At 64.6% G+C, this 18,531-nt stretch carries 19 protein-coding genes and 2 riboswitches; of the genes, 16 read left to right on the plus strand and 3 right to left on the minus strand.

Annotated features, from left to right (window positions below; genetic code table 11):
* Nucleotides 1-3: 3 nt before the first annotated feature.
* From ASE85_RS05905 to ASE85_RS05975, 15 genes are all read left to right on the plus strand, one after another.
* A complete protein-coding gene (locus ASE85_RS05905) occupies nucleotides 4-1,611 on the plus strand; it encodes a GMC family oxidoreductase (RefSeq protein WP_056685092.1) in 1,608 nt (535 codons plus the stop codon).
* A gap of 40 nt (nucleotides 1,612-1,651) precedes the next feature.
* Complete coding sequence (locus ASE85_RS05910; RefSeq protein WP_056685095.1) at nucleotides 1,652-2,215, plus strand: TetR/AcrR family transcriptional regulator; 564 nt, start codon at nucleotides 1,652-1,654, stop codon at nucleotides 2,213-2,215.
* 16 nt (nucleotides 2,216-2,231) lie between these two features.
* A riboswitch (cobalamin riboswitch) is annotated at nucleotides 2,232-2,430 on the plus strand.
* Nucleotides 2,431-2,535: 105 nt separating this feature from the next.
* Entirely contained in the window at nucleotides 2,536-3,147 is a 612-nt protein-coding gene (gene cobO, locus ASE85_RS05915) for a cob(I)yrinic acid a,c-diamide adenosyltransferase (protein ID WP_056685098.1), read from the plus strand.
* Nucleotides 3,144-4,451: a cobyrinate a,c-diamide synthase gene (locus ASE85_RS05920; RefSeq protein ID WP_056685101.1), complete on the plus strand. Its 1,308-nt coding sequence runs from the start codon at nucleotides 3,144-3,146 to the stop codon at nucleotides 4,449-4,451. The genes cobO and ASE85_RS05920 overlap by 4 nt, the downstream gene beginning before the upstream one ends.
* Nucleotides 4,452-4,463: 12 nt before the next feature.
* Nucleotides 4,464-4,653, plus strand: a riboswitch (cobalamin riboswitch).
* Nucleotides 4,654-4,807: 154 nt separating this feature from the next.
* Nucleotides 4,808-6,745, plus strand: coding sequence for a TonB-dependent receptor plug domain-containing protein (locus ASE85_RS05925; protein ID WP_082462678.1), 1,938 nt, complete (start codon nucleotides 4,808-4,810; stop codon nucleotides 6,743-6,745).
* Between the two features lie 38 nt (nucleotides 6,746-6,783).
* Nucleotides 6,784-7,332: a hypothetical protein gene (locus ASE85_RS05930; protein WP_156358219.1), complete on the plus strand. Its 549-nt coding sequence runs from the start codon at nucleotides 6,784-6,786 to the stop codon at nucleotides 7,330-7,332.
* 2 nt (nucleotides 7,333-7,334) lie between these two features.
* On the plus strand, nucleotides 7,335-7,742 hold the full coding sequence (locus tag ASE85_RS05935; RefSeq protein ID WP_056685107.1) for a DUF1636 domain-containing protein: 408 nt from the start codon (nucleotides 7,335-7,337) through the stop codon (nucleotides 7,740-7,742).
* The gene (gene cobT / locus ASE85_RS05940; RefSeq protein WP_056685110.1) at nucleotides 7,739-8,752 is read left to right on the plus strand and encodes a nicotinate-nucleotide--dimethylbenzimidazole phosphoribosyltransferase; all 1,014 of its coding nucleotides are present in this window, start codon (nucleotides 7,739-7,741) and stop codon (nucleotides 8,750-8,752) included. Before ASE85_RS05935 ends, cobT begins: the two co-directional genes overlap by 4 nt.
* Nucleotides 8,752-9,321: a histidine phosphatase family protein gene (locus ASE85_RS05945; protein WP_056685113.1), complete on the plus strand. Its 570-nt coding sequence runs from the start codon at nucleotides 8,752-8,754 to the stop codon at nucleotides 9,319-9,321. Before cobT ends, ASE85_RS05945 begins: the two co-directional genes overlap by 1 nt.
* Nucleotides 9,318-10,037 carry an adenosylcobinamide-GDP ribazoletransferase gene (locus tag ASE85_RS05950; RefSeq protein ID WP_056685117.1) on the plus strand — a complete coding sequence of 240 codons (720 nt, stop codon included), beginning with the start codon at nucleotides 9,318-9,320 and terminating at the stop codon, nucleotides 10,035-10,037. Before ASE85_RS05945 ends, ASE85_RS05950 begins: the two co-directional genes overlap by 4 nt.
* Complete coding sequence (locus ASE85_RS05955) at nucleotides 10,034-11,014, plus strand: threonine-phosphate decarboxylase (RefSeq protein WP_056685121.1); 981 nt, start codon at nucleotides 10,034-10,036, stop codon at nucleotides 11,012-11,014. Before ASE85_RS05950 ends, ASE85_RS05955 begins: the two co-directional genes overlap by 4 nt.
* Nucleotides 11,007-11,948 carry an adenosylcobinamide-phosphate synthase CbiB gene (cbiB, locus tag ASE85_RS05960; protein ID WP_056685123.1) on the plus strand — a complete coding sequence of 314 codons (942 nt, stop codon included), beginning with the start codon at nucleotides 11,007-11,009 and terminating at the stop codon, nucleotides 11,946-11,948. Before ASE85_RS05955 ends, cbiB begins: the two co-directional genes overlap by 8 nt.
* The gene (cobU, locus tag ASE85_RS05965; RefSeq protein WP_056685125.1) at nucleotides 11,945-12,451 is read left to right on the plus strand and encodes a bifunctional adenosylcobinamide kinase/adenosylcobinamide-phosphate guanylyltransferase; all 507 of its coding nucleotides are present in this window, start codon (nucleotides 11,945-11,947) and stop codon (nucleotides 12,449-12,451) included. Before cbiB ends, cobU begins: the two co-directional genes overlap by 4 nt.
* A gap of 80 nt (nucleotides 12,452-12,531) precedes the next feature.
* The gene (locus ASE85_RS05970; protein ID WP_056685128.1) at nucleotides 12,532-14,004 is read left to right on the plus strand and encodes a carotenoid oxygenase family protein; all 1,473 of its coding nucleotides are present in this window, start codon (nucleotides 12,532-12,534) and stop codon (nucleotides 14,002-14,004) included.
* A gap of 219 nt (nucleotides 14,005-14,223) precedes the next feature.
* Nucleotides 14,224-16,629, plus strand: a complete 2,406-nt coding sequence (locus ASE85_RS05975) for a TonB-dependent receptor (RefSeq protein WP_056685271.1) — start codon at nucleotides 14,224-14,226, stop codon at nucleotides 16,627-16,629.
* A gap of 242 nt (nucleotides 16,630-16,871) precedes the next feature.
* Here the strand turns inward: ASE85_RS05975 and ASE85_RS24190 are convergent, their stop codons facing one another.
* From ASE85_RS24190 to ASE85_RS05985, 3 genes are read right to left on the minus strand one after another with little or no spacing between them, the layout of a single operon-like run.
* Nucleotides 16,872-17,003, minus strand: coding sequence for a hypothetical protein (locus ASE85_RS24190; protein ID WP_268795116.1), 132 nt, complete (start codon nucleotides 17,001-17,003; stop codon nucleotides 16,872-16,874).
* Nucleotides 17,004-17,059: 56 nt separating this feature from the next.
* Nucleotides 17,060-17,200 (minus strand): hypothetical protein, encoded by a 141-nt coding sequence (locus ASE85_RS23460; protein ID WP_200928310.1) that lies wholly within the window; start codon nucleotides 17,198-17,200, stop codon nucleotides 17,060-17,062.
* 15 nt (nucleotides 17,201-17,215) lie between these two features.
* Nucleotides 17,216-17,725 carry a winged helix-turn-helix domain-containing protein gene (locus ASE85_RS05985; protein ID WP_056685134.1) on the minus strand — a complete coding sequence of 170 codons (510 nt, stop codon included), beginning with the start codon at nucleotides 17,723-17,725 and terminating at the stop codon, nucleotides 17,216-17,218.
* Between the two features lie 379 nt (nucleotides 17,726-18,104).
* Between ASE85_RS05985 and ASE85_RS05995 the strand changes: the two genes are divergently transcribed.
* Nucleotides 18,105-18,452, plus strand: coding sequence for a hypothetical protein (locus ASE85_RS05995; protein ID WP_156358220.1), 348 nt, complete (start codon nucleotides 18,105-18,107; stop codon nucleotides 18,450-18,452).
* The last annotated feature ends 79 nt before the right edge of the window (nucleotides 18,453-18,531 follow it).

An 18,531-nucleotide genomic window follows, 5' to 3' on the forward strand; every position in this document is an offset into this window, starting at 1 on the left:
GCTATGGAAGATACCGACATCATCGTCGTGGGCGGCGGATCGGCCGGGTCTGCGATGACCGGGCGGCTGGCCGAAGCAGGTCTCTCCGTCACCCTGATCGAGGCGGGCGGGACCGACCGGCACATGCGGTCGCGCATCCCGGCCTTGACCAGCGCCATCGTGCAGAACCCGGCCTATGACTGGTGCTATCAGGCCGAACCGGACCCGTCGCTGGGCGGCCGGGCGGACATCTGGCCGGCGGGCAGGATGCTGGGCGGGGGCAGTGCGCTCAACGGCATGATGTTCATACGCGGCCATCGCTGGGACTATGACGAATGGGCGCGGCAGGGGGCTGCGGGATGGGACTATGATGCGGTCCTGCCCTATTTCCGACGCATGGAGGATAATGAACGCGGCGCCGACACATGGCGCGGCACAGGCGGCCCGATCGCGGTGTCGGAAGGGCGCGCCCGCTATCCGATCACCGACCAGTGGATCGCGGCGGCGCAGGCGGCGGGCATCCCCCGATCACCGGACCTGAACGGCGAACAGGCCGAAGGCGTCGATTATGTGCAGGTGTCGCAGCGCAACGGCGAACGTTGCTCCGCAGCGGGTGGCTATCTCCACGAACGGCGCGGCGGGAAGGCCCCCACGGTCCTGCTGGAAGCGCAACTGCTGCGCCTCAGAATCGAAGATGGCCGCGCGGTCGGCATCGTCTATTGGCAGGATGGCGTCGAAAAGACGCTGCTGGCTCGTCATGGCGTGGTGCTGAGCGCCGGGTCGATGAACACGCCGCGGCTGCTGATGCTGTCGGGCATCGGCCCGGCCGATCATCTGCGTACCCATGGCATCGCCGTGGTCCGCGACCTGCCCGGCGTCGGCGCCAATCTTCAGGATCATGTCGGCACCCATGTGGTGAACGAAGTCGATGCGCGGACGCTCAACAGCGATGCGCAGGGGCTACGCGGGGCATGGCAGGTTTTGCGCTACGCCCTCGCCCGGCGCGGCGCGTTGACCACGGCGATCGGTCACGCGCAGGCCTTCGTAAAGAGCCGGGCGGATCTGCCCGCACCGAATCTCCAGATCAGCTTTGCCGCCTTCGCCTTCGATTTCGATGAGCAGGGTCGGCTGATGCTGCGCAAGACGCCGTCCGTTTCCACTTTGGTCGGCCTGATGCGGCCCAGCCATCGCGGGCGGATCAGTCTGCGCTCCGCCGATCCGTTCGCGCCACCGAAGATCGAGCATCGCCAGCTCGGCAGCGATGACGATATCGACCAGATCGTAGAGGGGATCGGCATTGCCCGCGCGATCCTGAATGAGACAGCGATCGGGACACATATAAAAAGCGAATTGCGTCCCGGCGCGGCGTTGACCGATCCGGATCAGTTGCGCGCCTATGTCCGCATGGCGTCGATCCCGCTCTATCATCCGGTCGGGACGGCGAAGATGGGCCGGGCGGACGATGCGCAGGCGGTGGTGGACGCCGATCTCGCCGTCATCGGCATCGACGGGCTGTGGGTGGCGGACGCTTCCGTCATGCCGACCCTGCCGGCGGGGAACACCAATGCCACCGCCATCATGATCGGCGACAAGGGCGCAGACCATGTGCTGAAAAAGCTGCGCCGTAACTGAGGCGCTGGCGGCGGGCCGGCGGCTTTGCCACAAGGCGGTCATGAAACTGAGTCGTGACGCGATTGTCGATGAAGCGATCGCCCTGTTGCAGGAAGAGGGGCTGGAGGCGGTATCGCTGCGCAATGTCGCGGCCCGGCTCGACGCGAAGGCGCCCTCGCTCGCCCGTCATGTCGGCGACAAGCAGAATCTGCTCGCGTTGATGTCGACCAGGCTGTTTTTCGAGGCGCTGGATGATGTTGTGCCGGGCGGGCCGTGGACGGACTGGATGGTTCGTTTCGGTCAGGCGCTCTGGCGCAAGCAGCGCTCGACCCGCGATGCCGCCATGCTGATCGCGGCTGCGCCGGCCTATGTCGGTTCGATCGGGGCGATCGAGGCGCGGCTGGCTGCGCAGATGGCTGCAACCGGGCTGGCGCCGGCGCGTGGCATGCTGATCCAGTCGGCGGTACAGGCGCTGGTGACGGGCTGGACGGGCTTTGCGACCGGGCCGCAGGGGGAGGACATCGCCCGTCTGGTCGCGATAGATGCCGCCATGGACAGCAGCCTGCGCGCGCTGGTCCATGGTTTCGCGGACGATGGGCTGGACCCGGCCGACATGGCGCGATAAGTCCGGCGGCGAAGGCTGTGCCTTCGACCGCGTCGGTGCCCGCAAGGGCTTGAAAGGGAATATGGTGCGGCCGCCAACGGCCCAATCCATGGCTGTCCCTGCAACTGTGAGCGGCGAGCCACCGGGCCATCATGCCATTGGGAGCGATCCTGAGAAGGCGGTCCGGCCGGCGACGACCCGCAAGCCAGGAGACCTGCCGGCGCGGGTCGCTCTTGCCCCGGCCCAGGGACTGGCCCGGACACGGTTCTTCCGTTCGAGCGACATGCAAAGCGGCGTCGCGGCCATCCCGGCCGCGCGCCCTGTCGACGGGAGCAAGGCAGATGGAAGAGCAGGATCGGATCAACGCCCGGCATAATGAGAAGGCCCGCAAGCGGCAGGCCTTCATGCAGGCCAAGATTGCCCAAAAGACGGACGAGAAGGGACTGCTGATCGTTCATACCGGCAAGGGGAAGGGCAAATCGACCGCCGCCTTCGGCCTCGTCTGCCGGGCGCTCGGCCATGGCATGAAGGTGGGCATCGTCCAGTTCATCAAGGGTGGCTGGGCGACGGGGGAAAAGGCGGTCTATGCCGCCTTTCCCGATCAGGTCGATCATCGGGTGATGGGCGAAGGCTTCACCTGGGACACGCAGGATCGCGCCCGCGACATCGCCTGGGCGCAGGCCGGCTGGGCGGAGGTGCAGCGCATGATCGCCGACCCCGGCTATGCCATGGTGGTGGCGGACGAACTCAATATCGTGCTGCGCTACAATTATCTGGCGGTCGATGATGTCGTCGCCGGGCTGATGGATCGCGATCCGATGAAACATGTCGTCGTGACCGGCCGCAACGCGCCCGACGCACTGATTGAGGCGGCCGATCTGGTGACCGACATGGTGCAGGTGAAGCATCATTTCCATGCCGGCATCAAGGCGCAGCGGGGCATCGAATTTTGACGGCGGCGCTGGGGCGCGGCCTGATCGTCGGCGCCCCGGCATCGGGTGCGGGCAAGACGATGGTGACGATCGGACTGCAACGCGCCTTTCGCGATCGGGGCCTTATCGTACAGGGCGCAAAATGCGGGCCGGACTATATCGACCCGGCCTTTCATGCGGCGGCGACCGGGCGGCCCTCGATCAATCTGGACGGCTTCGCCATGGCCCCGGCGATGCTGGGCGGACTGGCCGCGCATGTCGCATCAACTGTCCAACTCGTTGTCGCAGAAGGCGCGATGGGCCTCTATGACGGCGCGCGGGCGCGGGACCGGTCGGGCGCATCCGCAGACGTCGCGCACCTGCTCGGCTGGCCGATGCTGCTGATCGTCGATGCCCGCGCCGCCGCGCAGACGGTGGCGGCAGTGGCCCATGGCTGTGCGACCTTTCCCGGCGCGCCCGCCATTGCCGGGGTGATCGCCAACCGCGTGGCCAGCCCGCGCCATCGGCAGATGGTGCAGGATGGCTTTGCCCGCATTGGCCTGCCCTTGCTTGGCGCGATCTCGACCGATGAAGGGTTCGCCATGCCGTCCCGTCATCTGGGCCTGATACAGGCCGGCGAGACGGACGGGCTGGAATCGCGGATCCGCGCAATTGCGGAGGGGGTGGCGGCACAATGCGATCTGGATGCGATCTTCGCGGCCGCCGGCGTGACGGAGAATCGGCCAGCGTTGCAACCCGGCATCCGGCCGCCGGGGCAGCGGATCGCCATAGCCCGCGATGCGGCCTTCAGCTTCTTCTATCCCCATATGGCGCATTGGTGGCGGTCGGCCGGGGCGGAACTGCAATTCTTTTCCCCGCTGGCGGACGAAGCCCCGCCTGCCGATTGCGATGCCTGCTGGCTGCCGGGTGGCTATCCCGAACTCCATGCCGGGCGGATCGCCGCCAACCGGCGATTTCTGGATGGATTGCGTAGCTTCGCGCAGACCCGTCCGGTCCATGGCGAATGTGGTGGCTATATGGTGCTGGGTCGCGCGCTGGAGGATGGCGATGGCATAGTGCATGCCATGGCGGGCCTGCTGCCGCTGGAGACGAGCTTTGCCCGCCGGCGCATGACGTTGGGCTATCGTCGCGCGCGGCTGCGGCAGGATAGTCGTTTCGCTTGCGCCGGGCAGGAACTGCTGGGCCATGAATTCCACTATGCCAGCATCACCGCCAGCGGCGGCGAAGCGCTGGCCGACATGGCCGATGCGGAAGGGCAGGCGCTGCCGCCTGCGGGCCACCGGGCGGGCCATGTGACCGGGGGCTTCTTCCACTTGATTGCCTGAACCAACTGGATTAGGGCGGCGATTGCGTCAGGTTCCCCGCAAGGGGATCAAAAGGGAACGGGGTTCAAGACCCCGGCTGCCCCTGCAACTGTGAGCGGCGAGCCATCGAGGCACAGGCCATTGGGATCATGATCCCGAGAAGGCGCTTCGAAAACGGCATTGACCCGCAAGCCAGGAGACCTGCCTGTCGCGGTCGTTCTTCGTCCGGACAGGGTGTGCCGGTCGAACGAGGATATCCTCGCGCAACGACAAGCTGACCGTGCGGATTCGCGCGGTGGTGTTGTCGTGCGCGTCTGCGTTCGTCATCGCTGTCGCGTCGCGTCCGCCCGGTCCTGTCAAAGACTGGGGGAATTATCATGCGCTGGATTTCAAAAAGCGGACTTTTCATTCTGGCCGGCCTGTCCACGCCGGCGCTGGCCGACGATGCAGGTGAGGTGATCGTCACCGCCCTGCGCCAGCCGCAGGCGATCGAGCAGGTGGCGTCCAGCGTCACCGTGCTGGACAAGGCGGCGATCGACGCGGCGCAGGCGCTGACGGTATCCGATCTGCTGATCCGCACGCCCGGCATCAGCTTCACCCGCAATGGCGGTTATGGCACATCGACGTCGATCCGCATTCGCGGAGCCGAAGGGGACCAGACTGTGCTGGTGGTCGACGGCGTGAAGCTGGCCGATCCGTCCTCGACCGGCGGCGGCTATAATTTCGCCACGTTGATGACCGGCGACATCGCCCGGATCGAGATATTGCGCGGACCGCAATCCATCCTCTGGGGCAGCCAGGCGATCGGCGGCGTCGTCAATGTCGTCACCGCCCGCGCCCAACGGCCGATCGAAGGCAGCTTCGATATCGAGGCGGGATCGCGCGACACCGTCAGTGCCCGCGCGGGATTGGGAGGCCGGCAGGGGGCGATCGACTGGCAGCTTGCCGGCAGTCGCTTCGCCACAGAGGGTATTTCCGCGATCAGCCCGCGCTATGGCGGCAAGGAGAAGGACGGCTATACCAATAGCACGCTCAACGGTCGGTTGGGCGTTGCGTTGGCGCCGGGCGTGTCGGTCGACGTGCGCGGCTATTATGCCAAGGGCCGCACCGACATCGACAGCGCTGGTAATATACCGGACAGCCCGGAATATTCGCAGGTAGAGGAATGGATCGGCTATGCCGGCCTCAATGCCGACCTGTTCGGCGGGGCGCTGCACAACCGCCTGTCCTTCAGCCGCAGCGAGACCCTGCGTGACAATATCAACCCCGCGCGCAAGCTGCGTCCGCTCAGCTTCGCCGCCAAGGGCGAGACGAACCGCTACGAATATCAGGGCATGCTGACAGTCGCGCAGGGCTGGACCGCGACCTTCGGCGCGGAGCGGGAAGAGCAGCGGATGCGGACCGCTTCGCCCTCCGACAGTCTGGCCGCCTATGCCACGACATATGGATCGGCGGATATCGACAGCCTCTATGCGCAACTGAACGTTGAGCCGTTCTTCGGCCTGACGCTCAATGGCGGCGTGCGCTACGACCATCATTCGACCTTCGGCGGCAACACCGTGTTCGGCGCGGGCGCGGCTTGGGCGCTGGCCAAGGACAGCACGATCCTGCGTGCCAGCTATGGTGAGGGGTTCAAGGCGCCGACCCTGTACCAGCTCTACAGCGACTATGGGAACATGGCGCTGGTCCCGGAAAAATCGCATGGCTGGGATGCGGGCATCGAACAGCATCTGTTCGACCATGGCCTGATCCTGTCGGCGACCTGGTTCGACCGCAGCACCGACAATCTCATCACCTATAATGGCTGCCCGACGACCAACCGTCCGGCGCTCTGCTATGCGCCGGGCACGACCATGCCGCGCTTTGGCTATTATGCCAATGTGCAGCGCAGCAAGGCGCATGGACTGGAACTGGCGGGAGTCGCCCATGTCGGCCGTTTGACGATCGACGGCAATTATAGCTGGGTGTCGGCGGAGGATCGCTCGCCCGGCCTCAATCATGGGAACCAACTGGCCCGGCGTCCGCGCCACGCCGCCAATGGCACGGCGCGCTATGACTGGGCCTTCGGCCTCAGCACCGCAGTCGCGGTCCGATGGTCGGGCAATACGCTGGACACCGCGCGCACCAGCGCGACCGTCGCGCCGTTTGTGAACGCCGCCTACACGCTGGTCGACCTGCGCGCCGAAATGCCGGTGCTCGGCAAGCTGACCCTGTTCGGCCGGGTCGAGAATCTGTTCGACGAATATTATGAGACTGCCCGCCGCTACGGCCAGTTGGGCCGTAGCATCCATGCCGGCCTGCGGGCGCGATTCTAACCCGGACGGACAATCCCTATGACAAGGAGCGAATGACCATGCAGAGCCTATCCCCTGCCGCCGCCCGCCATCTGTGGGTCGGCCTGATGACGCTGGCCAGCACCGTGACGACACTGGCGCTGGCCTGCGCCACGCCTTTTCCCGCGCTCGCCGCCATCGCCGCGCTGCATGTCCGGCGGCAGGAGGGCATCATCCTGATGCTCGCCGCCTGGGCCGTGTCGCAGGGGGTGGGCTATTGCCTGCTCGGCTATGAGATGACGGGCGAGAACAGCGTCTGGGCTGTGACGATGGCACTGGCGGCGATCGCGGCGCTGCTGGGGGCGGATGCCGTGATCGGTCGATTGTCCGGCGCGCATGCTGCGCTACGGCTGGCGGCGGCCTATGGTGCGGCCTTCGTCGCGTTCAAGCTGGTCGTGCTGGGCGGCGCTGTCCTGCTCGATTCCGGCTGGGCGGCTTTTGCTCTGGACATATTGGCGCGGCAGTTCGTCCGCTATGCCATGATCCTGGCCGGACTATTGCTGTTGCAGCATCTGGTCGACCGCAGCGGCCTGCTGCGCGGCGCAGCGCGCGGACAGGCCGTCGCGTGACCATGTTGCGTCCGGTAGAGGATGGACCGGCGGTGGTGGTGTGCAGCAGTTGCCGCCATTCCCCGCAGGCGCGGGAGGATGCCGACGGCGTGCGCGGCGGCGCCCGGCTGGCAGAGGCATTGCGCCGGATCAAGGGCGGTTCGGACCGCTATGACGGGGTAGCGGTGCAGGATATGCCCTGCCTCTTCGCCTGTTCCGATCATTGCACCGTCCACCTGCGGGCACCGGGCAAGATCGGCTATGTGCTTGGTCGCTTCACCCCGGACGAGGATGCCGCCCGCGCCATTCTGGACTATGCCGTCCATCATGCCGCCAGCGATCATGGCCAGGTGCGTTATGCCGACTGGCCGCAGGGGGTGAAGGGGCATTTCATCGTGCGCACCCCGCCGCCGGGATTTGTCGCGACATGAGCCTGTTTCCGACCGTTGCGGCGTTCGAGGCTGCTTTGGCGTCCTTGCCTGTTGCCGATCTGTCCTGCCGGGCGGCGGCGGGTGCGCGGCAGGCGCAACTGACCAAGCCGGCCGGATCGCTCGGCCGGCTGGAGGAGATCGCCATCCTCATGGCGGGCTGGCAGCGGCGCGCGCGCCCACGGGTCGATCGTGGTCGGGCGGTGATCTTTGCCGGTAATCATGGTGTGGCGCGCCATGGCGTCAGCGCCTTTCCGCCGGAAGTGACGGCGCAGATGGTCGCGAATTTCGCCCGTGGGGGGGCGGCGATCAATGCGCTGGCGGGGGCGGCCGGGCTGGACTTGCGGGTGGTGCCCATCGCGCTCGATCAGCCGACCGCCGACTTCACGGTCGAGCCGGCGATGAGCGAGGCCGAATGCCTGACCGCGCTCAATATCGGTGCGGAGGCGGTCGATCCGGGGCTGGACCTGTTGCTGCTGGGCGAAATGGGGATCGGCAACACGACTGCGGCGGCTGCGCTGTGCCAGCGTAGTTTCGGCGGCACGGCGGCGGACTGGGTGGGCGCCGGGACGGGCGTCGACGACCATGGTCTGGAGGTGAAGCACCAGATGGTCGAACTGGCGATGGCCTGTCATGCCGAGGCTCCCGTCACGCCGTTCGAGACGCTGCGCCGGGTCGGCGGGCGGGAAATTGTCGCGATCGCCGGGGCCATGCTGGCGGCGCGGCATCATCATGTGCCGGTGGTGCTGGACGGGTTCATCTGCGCCGCAGCGCTGGCACCGATGGCGGCGGCGGTGCCGGCCATCACCGATCATATGGTGGCCGGTCATCGTTCCGCCGAAGCGGCGCATGGGCGGTTGCTGGATCGACTGCAATTGCGGCCGCTGCTCGACCTCGACATGCGGCTGGGTGAAGGGAGCGGCGGTGCAGTCGCCGCAGCGGTGATCCGGTCCGCGCTGGCCGCGCATGACCAGATGGCGACCTTCGCCGATGCGGGCGTATCGGAAGGCTGATGGCGGCCAGACTGCTCCACCTGATGCGGCATGGGGCGCCTGCCATCACCGGGCGAATGCTGGGGCATGCCGACTGGCCCGCGACGGAAGCCGGCATAGCGTCCTGCGTTCGGCGGGCCGCCGCGCTGGGTGGGACGGCGATCGTCTCCTCCGACCTGTTGCGTGCGCGGGCGGCGGCGGAGGCCATCGGCGCGCCACGTCATAGCGTGCCGCTGATCGACGCACGTTGGCGTGAACTGGATTTTGGCGCTTGGGACGGCGTCGATCCGGCAACGCTGGATGCTGCTGCACTGGCGGATTTCTACGCTGATCCCGATGCCTGTCCTCCACCCGGCGGAGAGCGCTGGTCCGCACTGACGACGCGCGTCGATGCGGCATTGGGGGCGTTGCCGCCGGAGCCGACCCTGGTTGTGACGCATGGCGGTGCGATGCGCGCAGTATTGGCGCTGCTGTGCGGCTTCGATCAACGCCAGCTTTGGGCGTTCGACTTGCCTTATGCCGCCTGCCTGACCTTAAGGCTTTGGCCGGGTGAACGCCCTTTCGCGCAGATCGTTGGGCTGGCGGCATGAAGGGCGTCATCCTTGCGCTGCAATTCCTGACCCGCCTGCCGTTGCCAAGGATAGCGGCGGATGACGCGGACTTTGTGGCCGCAATCCGCTGGTTTCCGGCTGTGGGACTGGTGGTCGGCGCCGTCATCACTGGGGCAGGCTGGGCCGGCAGTTGGATGGATTCATGGACCGGGGCGCTGCTGGCCTTGCTTGCCTGGGCATGGGTGACGGGGGCGCTGCACCTGGACGGCCTGGCGGATCTGGCCGATGCGACCGCTGCCGCGCACAAGGGGCGCGACCGGATGCTGGCTGTGCTGGCCGATCCGCATCTTGGGGTGATGGGCGTGACGGCGCTGACGCTGCAACTGATCGCCAAGCTGATATTGCTGCATGGCCTGATCGAGGCAGGGGCGATAGGTGGGTTGCTTTTGATCCCCTTCGCCGCGCGGATCGGCCCGCTCTGGTGGAGCCGGTGCCTGCCGTCGCTGCACGATGGCTTGGGTGCGCGCTTTCGCTCTGCGGTTCGACCGGTCGATCTGACACTATGGACGGCGACGCTCCTGTTGGCCGCATGGTGGTTCCCTGCCGTGCTCAGTGCGCTGCCGCTGATCGGCCTGTGGGGCTGGTGGGTGCTGGCGCGGATCGGCGGCATATCGGGCGACAGCCATGGCGCGGGCATCGAGCTGGTCGAAAGCGCCCTGCTGCTTATCATGCTGATTCTGGCCCACGCGGCATGATCGGCTGGAGCTATCATGGCGGCAAGCTGGATGCAGCACGGCGCATCTTTGGCGACGGACCTGCACCGTGGATCGACCTGTCCACCGGCATCAATCCCGACAACTGGCCGATCGCGAAGGCACCGGCGTTCGACTGGCGGGCGCTGCCCGGCGATGCGCAACTGATGGCGCTGGAGCAGAGCGCGGCAGATTATTTTGGCGTCGATCCTGCCCATCTCTGCGCTTTGCCGGGCAGTGAAGCGGGGTTGCGGCTGCTGGGTGAACTGTTGCCCGGCGAACTGCTCCACGGCGCTGCCTGTTATCGCACCCATCGCGACATCTATCCCGATAGCCGGGCGTTCGTGCCGGGCGAGGCCGATCCGGCCGGCAAGATCCTGCTGCTCGGCAACCCGAATAATCCCGACGGCCACGTGATGGATCGGATGATGCTGGACGGGTTGTTGCAACGACAGACGGAAAGCGGCGGCTGGCTGGTGCTGGACGAGGCATATGCCGATTGCCTGCCGGACGTCAGCATGACGCACCGTGTCGAAGATGGGCAGCGGCTGATCCTTTTCCGTTCCTTCGGCAAATTCTTTGGTCTGGCGGGCCTGCGACTGGGTTTTGTGATCGGGCCGCGTGCTCTTGTCGCGCGCTTTCGTACGCGGCTCGGAAGCTGGCCGATCTCCACGGCGGCACTGGTGATCGGGGCCACGGCTTATGCCGATCGCGGCTGGATCGCCGCCATGCGGAGGGAGTTGGCCCGGCAGGCGACGGCAATGGACGCTGTGCTGCATGCCCATGGCTTTGATCCGCAAGGGGCCTGCCCGCTGTTCCGCCTGATCGCAACGCAGGATGCCATGGCTCTGTTCGAGCGACTGGCGCGGCAGGCGATCCTGACCCGCCCATTCGATGAGAATCGGCACTGGCTGCGGATCGGCCTACCACAGGGGGTGGAGGGACTGGCGCGACTGGACCGGGCGCTGGCCCATGGCTGAACCGGTGGCGCTGCTGGCGCTGGCGATCGAGGCTGCCATTGGCTGGCCCGATGCGCTGCATCGCCGGATCGGCCACCCTGTGGGGGCGTTCGCGGCGATCATCGAGCGGTGTGAGCAACGTTGGAACCGGCCGGAGAGGACTGACGGGTCACGTCGCTTGGCCGGCATTGCCTGCATCATGTTGCTGCTGATCCTCGCCATCGGTGGCGGTGTGTTGCTCGAACAGGGGGGGCGGTTGATCGCAGGGCGCTGGGCGTGGATTGGCGTCACCCTGCTGGCGGTGCCCGGCATGGCGGCGGGCAGCCTCTATCGCCACGTCCGTGCGGTTGCCGCGCCGTTGCGGGACGGGCGGATCGAGGCGGCGCGGGCGGCCGTGGGCATGATCGTGGGGCGTGATACGGAGCGGCTGGACGAAGCGGGCGTGGCGCGGGCAGCGATCGAGAGTCTGGCGGAAAGTTTTTGCGACGGGGTGGTGGCGCCGCTCTTCTGGCTGATGCTGGGTGGGTTGCCGGGCCTGTGGGCCTATAAGGCGATCAATACGGCCGACAGCCTGATCGGGCATCGCGAGCCGCGCTGGCGCGCTTTCGGCTGGGCGGCCGCGCGGCTGGACGATCTGCTCAACCTCATCCCCGCGCGTCTGTCGGGTCTGCTGCTCTGTCTGGCCGGGGCAGGGGGATGGCGCATCATGCTGCGCGACGCTTCCCGCCATGCTTCCCCCAATGCGGGCTGGCCGGAAGCCGCGATGGCGGGTGCACTGCATCTCTGTCTGGCCGGACCGATCGCCTATGATGGGATGGCGCAGGACAAGCCGTGGATCGGGGCAGGCCGGCGCGACCTTAAGGCGGCCGATATCGACGCGGCACTGCGGCTCTACGTGCGGGCCTGCTTGTTGCTGGGGCTGGTGGCCGGGTTATCTGCATGGAGACTGTCATGACCCTGTTGTTCGTGTTGGGTGGGGCGCGGTCGGGAAAGAGCCGCTATGCGCTGAGCCGCGCCGAAGCCCTGCCGGGTACGCTTGTGTTCGTCGCTACGGCGCAAGCGTTAGACAACGAGATGGACAGCCGAATCGCCAGGCATCGCAAGGAGCGCGGCCCGCGTTGGCGCACGATCGAAGAACCATTCGATCTGGCGGCGATGGTGCAGGCGGAGGCGAAGGCCGATCGCGTCCTGTTGATCGACTGCCTCACTTTATGGGCGTCCAACCTGCTGCTGGCGGACCATGATATCGACGCTGCAACCGGGGCGCTGGTGATGGCACTGGGCGAGGCGCAGGGGCCGGTGATCCTGGTCGCGAACGAGGTCGGGCTGGGCATCGTCCCCGACAATGCGCTGGCGCGCCGCTTCCGCGATGTTGCCGGAACGGTCAATCAGGCCGTGGCGGCTTGCGTGGATGAAGCGGTATTCATGGCCGCTGGCCTGCCGATGCGCCTGAAATAGCGGTTCACCCTCCACTCTCCCCTTGCAACAATCATAACGATTGTTACTATGATTTGAGAATTAGAGAGGAGTCAGAGGCCATGCCAGCCTATCCCCAGACCATCCATTTCGTTGGGCTGAACACGCCCGTCGGCATCGAATGGTCCGCCCGCAATCTGGATGTGATCGGCGAGATACCGTCCGAGATCGACGGTGCCTTCTTCCGCGCCGTACCCGATCCGGCCCATCCGCCGATGTTTGCCGACGACATTGTGCTGTCCGGCGACGGCATGGTGGCGAAATTCGCCATCCATGACGGCAAGGTCGATTATGCGATCCGCTATGTCGAAACCGAGCGCTACACGCTGGAGAAGGACGCGCGAAGGGTGCTGTTCGGCCAGTATCGCAATCCCTTCACCGACGATCCCGCCGTTGCCGGGCGCGACCGCACCGTCGCCAATACCACGCCGGTCTGGCACGGCGGTCGGCTGTTCATGACCAAGGAGGACGGCCTTGGCTATGAGGTCGATCCCGACACGCTGGAGACGATCGGCCGCTGGGACTATCATGGCGCCTTCACCTCGAAGACCTTCACCGCCCATCCGCGCGTCGATCCGCAGACGGGGGAAATGTTCTTCTTCGGCTATGAGGCGGACGGGCTTTGCTCGACGAAGATCGCCTATGCCATCGCCGATCGCGACGGCAAACTGGTGTCGGAACAATGGTTCGATCAGCCCTATTGCTCGACCATCCATGATTTCGCGATCACGGAAAACTATGCGATTTTCCCCATCTTTCCGACGACGGCCGATCTCGACCGGCTGAAGGCGGGTGGCGCACATTGGGCGCATCAGCAGGATCTGGACAGTTGGGTCGGGATCATGCCGCGCTATGGCAAGGTGGAGGAGATGCGCTGGTTCAAGGGCCGGCCGGGCATTTCCGCCTTCCATCTGGTGAACGCCTTCGAGGAGGGCGGACTGGTCCATCTCGACCTTTGCCTGTCGGACACCAATGCTTTCGGTTTCATGCGCGAAGCTGGTGGCGTGCAGCGCGACCAGCGCGATATTCAGGGCGGCCTGACCCGCTGGACGTTCGATCTGTCGAAGCAAGGCGATGACTATGAGGAGCGTGTCGTCGGTCCGCCAGGTGACATGCCCAGGCTGCGCGACGCCGATCAGGGGCGGCCCTATCGGTCGGCCTGGTACCTATCGATGAATCCGCAGGGCGGGCCGCCGCTGCCGGGCGGGCCTGTCGGTTTCGCTTTCAATGCCCTGTTGCAGATCGAGCCGGGCAATGGCCGCATCGACATGATGGGGCTGGAGTTCGGCATGGCGATCAGCGAGCCGGTGCATGTGCCATCGGTACAGGGCGATCATGAAGGCTGGTTGCTGATGGTGGTGGACCGGCAGGCGGGCGACGGCTTCCAGTCGGAACTGTGGGTAGTGGATGCGGGGGCGATCGCCGCCGGTCCGGTCGCTCGCGTGCCGATGCCGTTGCCGATGCGGGCGCAGGTGCATGGTGCCTGGGTGTCGGCGGCGCAACTGGCGACGGCAAAAGCCCGTCAGGTCGCTTGACAAAATACTAACGATCGTTATTGATTGATGGGAGAGGGGCGGGCCGAAGGTCCGCTTTCTCCAACAAGGACTGCGAAGCAGAACCGGCCATCGGCACGGGCGAGAGGATGACAGGAAAAGGCAGGCGCATCGGCGCCGCCCTCGACCGGAACCCGACCAAGCGGGTCTGGCGTCACCCTTCCCATGCCTGCGGCCGACCAGAAGAGGGAGGAAGAAATCATGTCCAACGGGAAGTGCGCATTTCGGGGCCATGTGGCGATGCTGGCGCTGGCCAGTGCGATGATGGCGGTGCCGGCGCTGGCGCAGGCGCAGGAGGCTCCAGCATCCGGGCAGGCCCCCGAACCGCAGGCGGCGGATCAGGCCAATAGTGCAGATATCATCGTCACTGCCCAGTTCCGGGCGCAAAATCTTCAGGATACGCCAATCGCCATCACTGCCGTATCGGCCGATACGCTGGCGGCACGCAGCCAGACCAGCGTGACCGATCTGGGCCAGTTCGCGCCCAACGTCGCGCTGGCGCCGGCGACCAGCATTCAGGGCAATGCGGTGGCGGCCTTCATTCGCGGCGTCGGCCAGTTGGACGCCAGCTTCGCGTTGGAACCGGGCGTCGGCATCTATATCGACGACATCTATTATGGCACGACCTTCGGCGCGGTGATGGACCTGACCGATCTGGAACGGGTCGAGGTGTTGCGCGGGCCGCAAGGAACGCTGGCCGGCAAGAATAGCGTGGGCGGCGCGGTGAAGCTGTTCAGCAAGAAGCCGGACTCCACGCCGGGTGGCTTCGTAGAAGCGACCTATGGCCGATTCGACCGGCTGGAACTGCGCGGCAGCGCCAATATTCCGCTGACCGACGACCTGTTCCTGCGCGTGTCGGGCGTGTCGAAAAATGTCGATGGCTATATGAAGTTGCTCGATTATGGCTGCGTGAACCCCACGTCGGGCATCCCGGCCAGCAGCGGCAACAAGAATTGCCAGACCGGCACCGAAGGCGGCATCGATGTGATGGGCCTGCGCGCAGCCCTGCGCTACGCCCCGGCCGGATCGCCGCTGGAAATCAACATCGTCGCCGATGTGTCCAAGGATAACAGCGATGTTGTCGCGACCAAATTGCTCTATGCCGACAATCCGGCGGTGCGCAGCTATGTCGCGGGGGATGCCACGGTTGGCATCCCGTTCGACAGCCGCTTCCTGACCGGATCGAAAAGCTACACCTCCTACGCCACCTATGGCTCGGGCGGCAATTATACGACCGTTTTCGGCATCCCGACCCAGATCGCGCCGGGCGGCTTTACCGCCAGCCCGACCAGCACGGTCAAGGCCTGGGGCCTGTCCGGCACGATCGACTATGACCTGTCCGACGCGCTGAAATTGAAGTCCATCACCGGCTATCGCAGCGCGGACGGGACCAGCGCGATCGACGTGGACGGATCGCCGCTTGCCATATTGTTGCAGGAGTTCACCTATGGCCATGAGCAGTTCACGCAGGAACTGCGCCTGAGCGCCAATTTCAACGACAAGGTCGACCTGACCGTCGGTGGCTTCTATTATGATGCCACCGATACGATCAAGGGCCGCAGCCAGATTCCGACCCTGTTGTTCGACTTCATGTCGGACGACGTCATCAAGAATCGCAGCATATCGGCCTTCGCCCATGGCGAGTTTCATGTCACCGATGCGTTCAACATCATCGGCGGCCTGCGCTACACCGACGACAAGAAGACCTATCGCTATTCGCGCCGCAATGTGGACGGGACGTTGCCGAGTGGCGCCTTCTTCACGCCCAATTTCCTCCTCGTCGGACTGGACGGGTTGACCGGCACCTTCAGCGGCAATCGGGTCGATTACCGCATCGGCGTCAACTATCGCTGGTCGAGCGAACTCATGACCTATGCCCAGCTATCGACCGGGTTCAAGGGCGGCGGCATCAACCCGCGCCCGTCCGCGCCCGACCAGGTGCAAAGCTTCGGCCCGGAAAAGCTGACCACCTATGAAGCCGGTTTCAAGGCGGACTTGTTCAGCCGGATGCTGCGTTTGAACGGTGCGGTCTTCCTCAACAAATATAATGACATGCAACTGGTGCGCTATCAGTGCCCGGAAAGCGTCGTCCTGTCCTGTTCGGTGCCGTCGAATGCCGGCGATGCGGAAGTGTTCGGGTGGGAATTGGAAGCACAATTGCACCCGGCGGACGGTCTGTCGTTCGACGCATCGGTCGGCTATCTGGATTTTGATTACAAGACGATCACCAATCCAGCGACTTTGGTGACGAAAGACATGATCGCCCCGTTCATCAGCAAGTGGCAGTTGTCCGCAGGCGTGCAATATGAGGCGGACCTGGGCGGCAACGGCACGCTGACGCCCCGCATCGACTGGTCCTGGCGCTCCAATTTCTATTATAATTCGGTCAACAATCCCTATAATCTGATTGACGCGCCCAGCCTGGTGAATGCGCGGCTGACCTATCAGGCGCCGGACAAGGACTGGTCGCTGAGCGCTGGCGTCACCAACGTCTTCGACAAATTCTACTATAATGGCGTTGCGGAAAATGTCGGTACCTTCGGCGTCGTGACCGGTACCGTCGGCCGCCCGCGTGAATGGACGGTCACCGCCAAGAAGAGCTTCTGATTTCCTGTAGGACTGGGGAGGAAGGCTCGTCCGCAACAAGCGGGCGAGCCTTTTTGGTTGGCGATTATGCACTTTACAAACCTAGTGGTAATCGCCTGTTCGTGTGGGGATGATTAGACCAATCCCCACAACGCCGAGGATGAGTTGAAGAACGCGATTGGACGGCCCCGCGAGACCTGCACCGATAATGCAGGTAATGCCAAGGCTGATCCTAATCCAACGCGGGTAGTCATTCAGCCCCTTCATTCCGGCCTTTCCACCGGCTTGTGCTTTAGACTGGCGAGTGCCTTCAGCTTGGCCTCGTTGCGCTGCTGCTGCGCCCGCTCCCAGTCAGTAGCCGCTTGGCCCTCGACAGGCAGTATCGCTGTAGCCACGCGCGCCTTGCGTCGTGCGCTGCTTGTCCGCGACCGGCTCCCCGCGACAACGCTGTTCATTTCACGCTCGGCTCCACCGGCTTATGCTTCACGACCTTCGCCAGCCTCTCTTTGAAACGCGTCGGATCGTCGTCCGTTTTTAGATCGCTGGCGGCTTCTTTGAACTTGTCGAGTTGAGTTTTTGGATCATCGATCATTTACAATGCTCCTCGTTAGGCAAACGGGTTTCCGCCAAGGTCATTGACCTGAACTTCAAATCCGTTTTCCTCAGGTGCTGGTTCTATGCCCGGGTCAGGCGCAGTGGCTTGCTTCTCCGCAGGTTTAAAGCTGCGGTTTGGATACCACTCCTTTAGACCCCAAGTGCCACGGCTTACGCGGACAACATCGCCTACTTGATTGAACCGTCGCGTGAGGACCGAACTGATGACATTGACGGGGTCAGCACCGGTCAGGACGAGGCCTCCAGCCTTTAATTCGGCGTATATATCTGCGTTCGGCATTGCTCGTTTACGCATACCAAGAAGTTTCTTGGCGGCGTCAACAATGGACATCCCTAGATATGCACCCGCATCCGGGACGGTTGATTCTTGCGAGTGCGTGACAGAATTTTCCGTGCTGACGCTACCGCCAGTCCGCATTGCTGTCAGGAGCATAATTGTCTGGTCGATCTGGTCGCGCTTTGCGCGAAGGTCCAGGAGGACCGCCTCGTACGGGTCGGTCATCTTGACAACTCCATGGTTCACGTTTAGTGAAGGAGCCGTTCCTTGTAGCGCGAAGCTCCAAGGAACGGCGATGCCGTAATCGCTCCGACATCAGGGTTTTTGACCCCTCGGACTATCTCCTCATCGTCATCTTCTTCGCAACCTCCGCTGGACTTTGCCTGAACGCTGGCTTGGTGGAACACGATGCCGGGGTGTAGTGACCCCGGCATCGTCGTATCTGCCATAGGTGATGATTTGAATCAAGCGTCCATATTTTCAATCAAACACAGCGCTTGATTGCTAAGCGTCCCCCGATTTCCTCAGTTTTCTAGGCAGAGGCCCGCAGGGCGGGCAAATCTTTGGTTAATCAGGTGACTGCACTGATAGAAAAGTCACCCTCTTGAGCGCTGTGAATGGTTCCGATGCGGTTTTGTGCGTCGGCACTGTATCGGGCCTGCGCCGATCCCTGCTCGACCATCAGGGATCGGCGCAATTATGCGCCATAGCCCGTGCCATGCCGGGCACCGCTGCCACGATGGCTGACGTGTTGGCCGCGCCGCTGATATTATATGGCCTGAGCAGGCATCATGCGCTCAGTTGTATCGCTTCGGTGACTGCGCTCGCGCTGGGGTGGGCAGTTTACGAGCAGAGTGATGGGCTGCATGATTATCTGGAGGAGATGATCGGTTTTGACGAAAGTTTCGTCGCCGGGCTGGAGGCGATGGTGTCGGGTTTTCGCGTCGATTGACCCGTTGCAATAATAATAACGTTCGTTATGATGAATCTATCATTCGCGCCAGCCGCATGCCCATCAAGGGCGCGGCGGC

Origin of the sequence: Sphingobium sp. Leaf26, assembly GCF_001421665.1 — a bacterium.
In the GTDB taxonomy this organism is placed as follows: domain Bacteria; phylum Pseudomonadota; class Alphaproteobacteria; order Sphingomonadales; family Sphingomonadaceae; genus Sphingobium.

Excerpts from the sequence above, each read along its gene's own strand:
- ASE85_RS05935 (WP_056685107.1), top strand. The coding sequence starts at position 7,335 with ATGTTGCGTCCGGTAGAGGATGGACCGGCGGTGGTGGTGTGCAGCAGT.
- cobU (WP_056685125.1), top strand. The coding sequence starts at position 11,945 with ATGACCCTGTTGTTCGTGTTGGGTGGGGCGCGGTCGGGAAAGAGCCGC.
- ASE85_RS05925 (WP_082462678.1), top strand. The coding sequence starts at position 4,808 with ATGCGCTGGATTTCAAAAAGCGGACTTTTCATTCTGGCCGGCCTGTCC.
- ASE85_RS05970 (WP_056685128.1), top strand. The coding sequence starts at position 12,532 with ATGCCAGCCTATCCCCAGACCATCCATTTCGTTGGGCTGAACACGCCC.
- ASE85_RS05975 (WP_056685271.1), top strand. The coding sequence starts at position 14,224 with ATGTCCAACGGGAAGTGCGCATTTCGGGGCCATGTGGCGATGCTGGCG.
- ASE85_RS05955 (WP_056685121.1), top strand. The coding sequence starts at position 10,034 with ATGATCGGCTGGAGCTATCATGGCGGCAAGCTGGATGCAGCACGGCGC.
- ASE85_RS05950 (WP_056685117.1), top strand. The coding sequence starts at position 9,318 with ATGAAGGGCGTCATCCTTGCGCTGCAATTCCTGACCCGCCTGCCGTTG.
- cobO (WP_056685098.1), top strand. The coding sequence starts at position 2,536 with ATGGAAGAGCAGGATCGGATCAACGCCCGGCATAATGAGAAGGCCCGC.
- ASE85_RS05910 (WP_056685095.1), top strand. The coding sequence starts at position 1,652 with ATGAAACTGAGTCGTGACGCGATTGTCGATGAAGCGATCGCCCTGTTG.
- ASE85_RS05930 (WP_156358219.1), top strand. The coding sequence starts at position 6,784 with ATGCAGAGCCTATCCCCTGCCGCCGCCCGCCATCTGTGGGTCGGCCTG.
- ASE85_RS05905 (WP_056685092.1), top strand. The coding sequence starts at position 4 with ATGGAAGATACCGACATCATCGTCGTGGGCGGCGGATCGGCCGGGTCT.
- ASE85_RS23460 (WP_200928310.1), bottom strand. The coding sequence starts at position 17,200 with ATGATCGATGATCCAAAAACTCAACTCGACAAGTTCAAAGAAGCCGCC.
- cobT (WP_056685110.1), top strand. The coding sequence starts at position 7,739 with ATGAGCCTGTTTCCGACCGTTGCGGCGTTCGAGGCTGCTTTGGCGTCC.
- cbiB (WP_056685123.1), top strand. The coding sequence starts at position 11,007 with ATGGCTGAACCGGTGGCGCTGCTGGCGCTGGCGATCGAGGCTGCCATT.
- ASE85_RS05945 (WP_056685113.1), top strand. The coding sequence starts at position 8,752 with ATGGCGGCCAGACTGCTCCACCTGATGCGGCATGGGGCGCCTGCCATC.
- ASE85_RS05985 (WP_056685134.1), bottom strand. The coding sequence starts at position 17,725 with ATGACCGACCCGTACGAGGCGGTCCTCCTGGACCTTCGCGCAAAGCGC.